5 protein-coding genes are annotated in these 6,297 nt (G+C 60.0%); 2 read left to right on the top strand and 3 right to left on the bottom strand.

The genetic code is table 11. The features are described 5' to 3' along the window. Positions 1-17: 17 nt before the first annotated feature. Positions 18-1,712: a recombinase family protein gene (locus tag ACODTZ_RS27875; protein ID WP_489029640.1), complete on the bottom strand. Its 1,695-nt coding sequence runs from the start codon at positions 1,710-1,712 to the stop codon at positions 18-20. 246 nt (positions 1,713-1,958) lie between these two features. On the opposite strand from ACODTZ_RS27875, the gene ACODTZ_RS27870 reads away from it, so the two are divergent. Beyond that, positions 1,959-3,875, top strand: a complete 1,917-nt coding sequence (locus ACODTZ_RS27870; protein WP_489029638.1) for a peptidoglycan L,D-endopeptidase MepK — start codon at positions 1,959-1,961, stop codon at positions 3,873-3,875. A gap of 94 nt (positions 3,876-3,969) precedes the next feature. Then, positions 3,970-4,737: a pyrroline-5-carboxylate reductase gene (locus ACODTZ_RS27865; protein WP_489029637.1), complete on the top strand. Its 768-nt coding sequence runs from the start codon at positions 3,970-3,972 to the stop codon at positions 4,735-4,737. Positions 4,738-4,752: 15 nt separating this feature from the next. Here ACODTZ_RS27865 and ACODTZ_RS27860 read toward each other — a convergent pair whose 3' ends face one another. Continuing rightward, positions 4,753-4,947, bottom strand: a complete 195-nt coding sequence (locus tag ACODTZ_RS27860) for a hypothetical protein (protein WP_489029635.1) — start codon at positions 4,945-4,947, stop codon at positions 4,753-4,755. A gap of 102 nt (positions 4,948-5,049) precedes the next feature. Continuing rightward, positions 5,050-6,162 carry an NAD(P)/FAD-dependent oxidoreductase gene (locus ACODTZ_RS27855; RefSeq protein ID WP_489029633.1) on the bottom strand — a complete coding sequence of 371 codons (1,113 nt, stop codon included), beginning with the start codon at positions 6,160-6,162 and terminating at the stop codon, positions 5,050-5,052. Positions 6,163-6,297 lie beyond the last annotated feature (135 nt).

Genomic DNA, 6,297 nt, shown 5'->3' with positions numbered 1-6,297 from the left:
CTCTTCTTGCCTCAAAATTAGGAAAGAAGGTGTCTACAAATCTCGGGGCTATTCACATCAAGGAAATGTTCGGGCCGCAAAGCGCCATCACCTTTCGTGCCATCGATCATTGCGTCGTATTTGTCGAGCAGCTGATAGTCCTTGAACCGATATGCCTTCATTCCGTTCGCAGCCCACAGCATGATCAGTTCGCTCTCGCTGTCGAAAGTCATCATTTCGTAGACCTGCTTCAACGCTACATGAACCTTGGAGCGTGATCGCGATAGCTGCTCATCGTCCATATCCGGCCACAACAGGCGCTCCGCTTTGATCATCTCATCGGCATTGCTAGTGTCATTATATTCGCCATCCATGGCGAGTTTCTTCCGCTTTGCCTTCTCTAATAGAGACTGTGCAGCGTTTTCTTCATCGAGCAGTTTTTCGATCCGTTCCTGATAGATCGGGATCAGTTTATCGCTAGCCGTTAGCAGCTGGTCCATAAGCGCTTGCTGATTCGTCTTCGCAGTCGATATCGTTGCCTCAAGATCGCGCACCTCTTTTACGACGGCGAGCAGATCAGGCTTTCGGTCACGACGTTGGGCGAAGTCACTCAGGCCGAAATCGGAGATCGTATCGAGAACAACCGGCTCAATTTTGCCGTATGCCCACATTTTCTTGCCAGCATCACAGCCCTTGTTGCGGAAATGATTGTAGCATCTCAGATACGTCGTATAGGGCTTTGGACCACCCGACGTAACCGACATCGGGCCGAAGCAATGGGCGCAATGCGAGAGCCCCTGAAAGATATTTGTGAACGTGTTTCCGCGTCGAACTCGTGGACCTCTCCGAACGAGCATCTGTTGCACTCTATAGAATAAGTCTTCGTCAATCGCTACCGGGTAGTAATCGGGAATGTCATCGCCATATCGGGTCATTTTGCCAGCGACGAGTTTGCGCGGCTCCAATATGCCCAGCACCGCTTTGTTGAGCAGCACATTGCGGACTGTCGTTTGATGCCAGCCAGTTGCTGACTTCCTGAAAGTCGGAGCATTGCGCTGGTTCAGCATCTTGGCGATGCCCATTTGACCGATCCCGTCAGCGGCCAGCTCGAAAATGTCTTTGACGGTCGTCGCGTGGTCGTTCAGCACGTACTTGATCGTGCCGTCATGCGCCTTGTCCTGGCCGATCCAGCCGGGAACGTTTTGCGAGTATTTTCCAATTCCTTTCAGCCCGTTTTGCCGCTTCGTCTCGGCAGCTGCACGAACACGACCGCTCTTGTTCTCGCTTTCTTTGTTCGCAGCAGCCATTTCGCTGAGGCTGATGATTAGCCGGGTCCAGTCGTTTCCGACGCTCTCCTGCGAATAGATGTTGTCGTCCTTCAACGTGACGATGATGATCCCTGCTCGGAGTAGGGCAAGGAACGGTTCAAGCGCATTGATGACTGTTTGGCGAGATAGTCGGTCAAGCGCTTCGACCAGCAAAACACTGCCCGGCGCGATCGTTCCGTCTTCAACAAGGGCGAGGAATTTGCCTAGCGCACCCTTCTTCAAGTTCGCTCCGGTCCAGGCCGACTGACCGATATCGTGCAAAGTTTTGTCGAGAATCAGGCCGTGCTTCCGAATGAATTCATCCGAAAGTTGGGTTTGTCTTAACAACGAATCGCCGCGAAGCTGGCGTTGCGTCGACATTCTGATATAAGAATATGCTGTTGTACCGGCCGGAAAGGTTGCCATTTAGCACCATTAGTGGTTTGTTAAGTCGTTAACTTGTATGGTTAATTTCGGTTAGGGGATAGGAGATGTGTGCTTTAGTGCAAACAAGCAATCATCTTTTGTTACCAATCATAAACCACTTGTTAGTGGCCTGTTCACTATGTAAAGAAAAGGTTGATCATGTGTGGCATTTTTGCCATCGTGTGACCGCATTTCACAGTCAAGGGTCAGATTGAGGGACCATCGGCTGTCTGACGGGGATTGAGTTTGCCGGATCTGAATTGGAATACGAAGCCTTCGCGCCCGACATGGCGCAACAGGTGCGCAGACCTTTGCGGAAAGGTGACAAGGACGGCTATGGCCGCCCTTCTCGCAGTTGCAGTTTCGTCCCCGGTGCTCGTCGGCTCCAGTACGCCGTCCGAAGCGGCGGGCGAAACGCGTAGTCTCAAGCTTTACTTCATTCACACGGGTGAAAAGGCTGTCATCACCTATAAGCGCAACGGCAGGTTCGACCCCAAGGGTCTCGAGCAGCTGAACCGCTTCCTTCGCGACTGGCGCAAGAACCAGCCGACGAAGATGGACCCGCGCCTATTCGACCTGATCTGGGAAGTCTACCGCCAGAGCGGTTCCAAGGATTACATCAACGTCGTCTGCGGTTTCCGTTCGCCGGGCACCAACGCCATGCTGAAGAACCGCTCGCGCAATTCCGGTGTCGCCGAGAAGAGCCAGCACATGCTCGGCAAGGCGATGGACTTCTTTATTCCTGATGTGAAACTGGCAACTTTGCGCGCAATCGGCATGAAAATGCAGGTCGGCGGCGTTGGTTTCTATCCGAAATCCGGTTCGCCCTTCGTGCACATGGATGTCGGCGGCGTTCGCGCATGGCCGCGCATGAACCGCGACGAACTCGTCCGTCTCTTCCCCAACGGCAACACGATGCACATCCCGGCCGACGGCAAGCCGCTGCCGGGTTATGAGCAGGCGGTCGCCGATTACAAGCGCCGCGTCAGCGACAGCTCGGTGCAGATGGCAAGCTCCGGCGCCTATACCGGCTCGGCAAGCGAAGAGCGCAAGAAGCCGAAGACCTTGTTTGCAGCCCTGTTTGGCGGTGGCGCGGATGAGGAAGAGGATAACTCCGACGACAGCACGCCAGCAGTCGCCGTTGCCAAGGCAACGCCACCGAAGGCCGCCGATATGCCGAACGCGGCTGATCCGAGCCAGGGTGCCCCGGCTCAGGCAGAGGCTTCGCAGCAGACCGACGTCGCAAGCGTCAACGCGCCGATCCCGCAGGTGCGGCCGGCGTTTGCAAATCAGCCTGGCGGCAGCGAAGTGGCCAGCGCCCTTGTCGCTCCGCAATCGGGTAATGCCGCGCAGGATGCTCTTGCCGCTGTGACCGATCAGGGTCAGCAGGGCTATGCGGATCTCAGCGCGTATAGCGTTCCGGTGCCTTCGCTCCTCGGTGCACGTCGTTCTCCGGGAGACGCGGAAGTCGCTTCAGCCGATCCGGCTGCCGCGATGACGGGGAATCTCGCAGCAGTGCCGACGCCGGCTGAGCGTCCGGCTCTGGCAGAAAAGCTTCTGGCTGCGGCGAATGCCGATCCGGAAGCCGGTGTCGATGAGGCAGATCAGCAGGGTACGCTTTCTCCAGCCGTTGCCGATGCTCTCAACCAGCAGAACAATGCCAATAGCGGCCAGCTTGCAGCCAACCAGCCGCCGGTATCGAGCGTCGAACAGGCTATAAACGCAGCGATGCCGCAAAAGGTTCCGGCCGAAAAGCCGCCGGTGCAGCTGGCAGCGCTTGCGCCCGCGACCAAGTCGGCAAGCTTCGGCGACGCCTTCGATGTGCCGAAGCCGGCAATCGAGCCGAGTGCGGCTCAGAGCCTGCCTTCGAAGGGTGGCCGCCCGACCAAGCATGAAGCCGCCGAGGCCGATGCCAGCCGCGCGACTGTTACCACCGAGCCGAAGCTGACGCAGAAGATCATCTCGCAGTGGGCGCTCAGCAATGCGCGCATGGAAATGGTGACCAAGCCGGTCAAGGCACCGCGTTTCGTTAGCCAGACGCTACGCGCGCAGCCGAAGGCCGTCTACGCCGAGGGCTTCACCAAGACGGCGTCGATCGACACGGGCCGCTTCAGCGGCACGGCGGTCAACTTCATGGAAGTGCGCAAGTTCGAATCGAACTGAGCCATCTTCCAGATCAGACAATCAGAACCGTCGGAGCGATCCGGCGGTTTTTTGTTGGTGGCGTTGGATGCGCGGCAATTAACGGAGAGCGGTGATGAAGATTGGGTTCGTGGGCACGGGGGCGATCACCGAGGCCATGGTCAAGGGGATGCTCGGCTCGTCGCTCGACCTGTCGCGGATCACCGTCTCGCCGCGCAATGGCGAGATCGCCGCACGTCTGGCGGCATCGTCGCCGCTGATCGAGATCGGCGCCGACAACCAGGCCGTGGTCGATGCCGCCGATATCCTGTTCCTGGCGATCCGGCCGCAGATCGCCGAGGAGGTGATCAAGGGCTTGCGTTTTCGTGCCGGGCAGAGCGTCGTCAGCGTTGTCGCTGCGACCGACCGGGCGAAGCTCGAGGACTGGATCGATGCGCCTGTTACGATCACCCAGGCCATTCCGCTGCCCTTCGTTGCCGAGCGCGCCGGGGTGACGGCGATCTATCCTGGGAATGACACGGTCGCCGCGATCTTCTCGGCGCTGGGCAGTGCCGTCGCCTGCGAGACGCGCGCGGAGTATGATCTGCTGGCGGCCACAAGCTCACTGATGGCCACCTATTTCGGCATTCTCGATCGCACCACCGGCTGGCTCGCCGATCAGGGGATGCCTGCGGACAAGGCGCGGGCCTATCTGGCGCCGCTGTTCCTCAGCCTCGCGCAGGAGGCGGTCAAGCATGGCGACACGCCGCTCACCGAACTCATGGAAGAGTTCTCCACCAAGGGCGGCTTGAACGAGCAGGTGTTCGAGGACTTCGACCACCAGGGCGGAAGCGGCGCGCTGATCGCGGCGCTCGATCGCGTGCTGGCGCGGATCAAGGGATAGGGCGTCGCGCCCGCTTCAGGGCTTGCCGGGATTGTCGTTGGCCGTCGTGCGAAACTGTTCGTCTTCGAGCACCCGCGCGCCGGTATCGAGCACCCGGATCACCATCTCGTAGATGTTGAGCGCGCGTTTGCTTGAGGGCATGCTGTTGTCGAGAAGCGTGAGAGCCTGGCGCAGGCGCTCGGCCAGTTCCTTGTCGGTGATCGTTTTCACGAAATGCGCTCCGCAAGTTGCTCCTCTGACTGTGCAATCTACCGCGAATTGCGCGGCGAAACCACTATCCGAAGGTTGGAGACGGGCGTTGTGCGCCACCTTTCAGCCGGCGATTTCGGCCATGACGTGTTCGGCGATCGCAAGCGACGAGGTGAGCCCCGGGCTCTCGATGCCATAGAGATGCACCATGCCGCTGACGCCGTGGACGGATGGGCCGTGAATGGCGAAGTCGGCGGCGGGCTGGCCGGGGCCGGAGAGTTTGGGGCGGATGCCGCTATAGGCCGGCTGCAGGCAGTTGTCGGGCAGGCCGGGCCAGTAGCGCCGGATCTCGTCATAGAACCGCTCGCAGCGCGTCGGATCGACCTCGTAGTCGATCGCGTCGATCCACTCGACATCGGGGCCGAAGCGGATGGAGCCGCCAAGGTCCATGGTCAGGTGCACGCCGAGGCCGCCATCCTCGGGCACCGGGTAGATCAGCCGCGAGAAGACGTTGCGCGTCGGGGCGGCGAAGTAGTTGCCCTTGGCGAGGTGGAGCTTGGGCACCGTGGCGTGGTCGAAGCCCGAGACGAGGCGGGCAAGATCGTTGGCGTGCAGACCGGCGGCGTTGATGAAATGGCGCGATGATACGTCGTATTCCCCGCCGCTCGTCTTGTCGCGGGTGCGCAGGACGAAGCGGTTGTCGGCGGCCTCGCCTGACACGATCTCGGTGTTGAGGGCGATGAAGGCGCCGTTCTCCTCGGCATCCCCGCGCAAGGAGAGCATCAGTGCGTGGCTATCGACGATGCCGGTCGAGGGCGAGACGAGGGCGGCGACGCAACTCAGGGCCGGCTCGCGGGCCATCGCTTCCTCGCCGGAGATCAGGACGAGATCATCGACGCCGCATTCGGCCGCCTTGATGCGGATGGCTTCCAGTTTCTCTACCTGCGCCGGGCTGGTCGCGACGATGAACTTGCCGCAGCGGGCGTGGGGGATGCGCCTGTCCTCGGCGTAGCGATAGAGCCGACCGCGGCCTTCGATGCAGAGCCGCGCCTTCAGCGATCCGGGCGGATAATAGATGCCGGCGTGGATGACTTCGGAATTGCGGGAGCTGGTCTCCATGCCGATCATCGGGTTGGCCTCGATGACCAGCGTCTCCAGACCGCGCATCGCCGCTTCGCGCGCGATCGCCAGCCCGATTACGCCGGCCCCGGCGATGATGCAGCCGACCTCATCCATTCCAATCCTCCTGCGACGCCTCGATCACTACCGCAATCGGCGGGGCGATCAAAGTCCTGCAATCCTAGAGCTTTTGGCGTAGCGCTTTTGGCATAAGTGGGATGACCGATTGGGGGGAGACACTGGCCTATTTCG

Source organism: Rhizobium sp. FG113, from assembly GCF_057809895.1.
The sequence above is the reverse complement of the archived record's forward strand: the minus strand, read 5'-3'. Positions and strand labels throughout refer to the sequence as shown.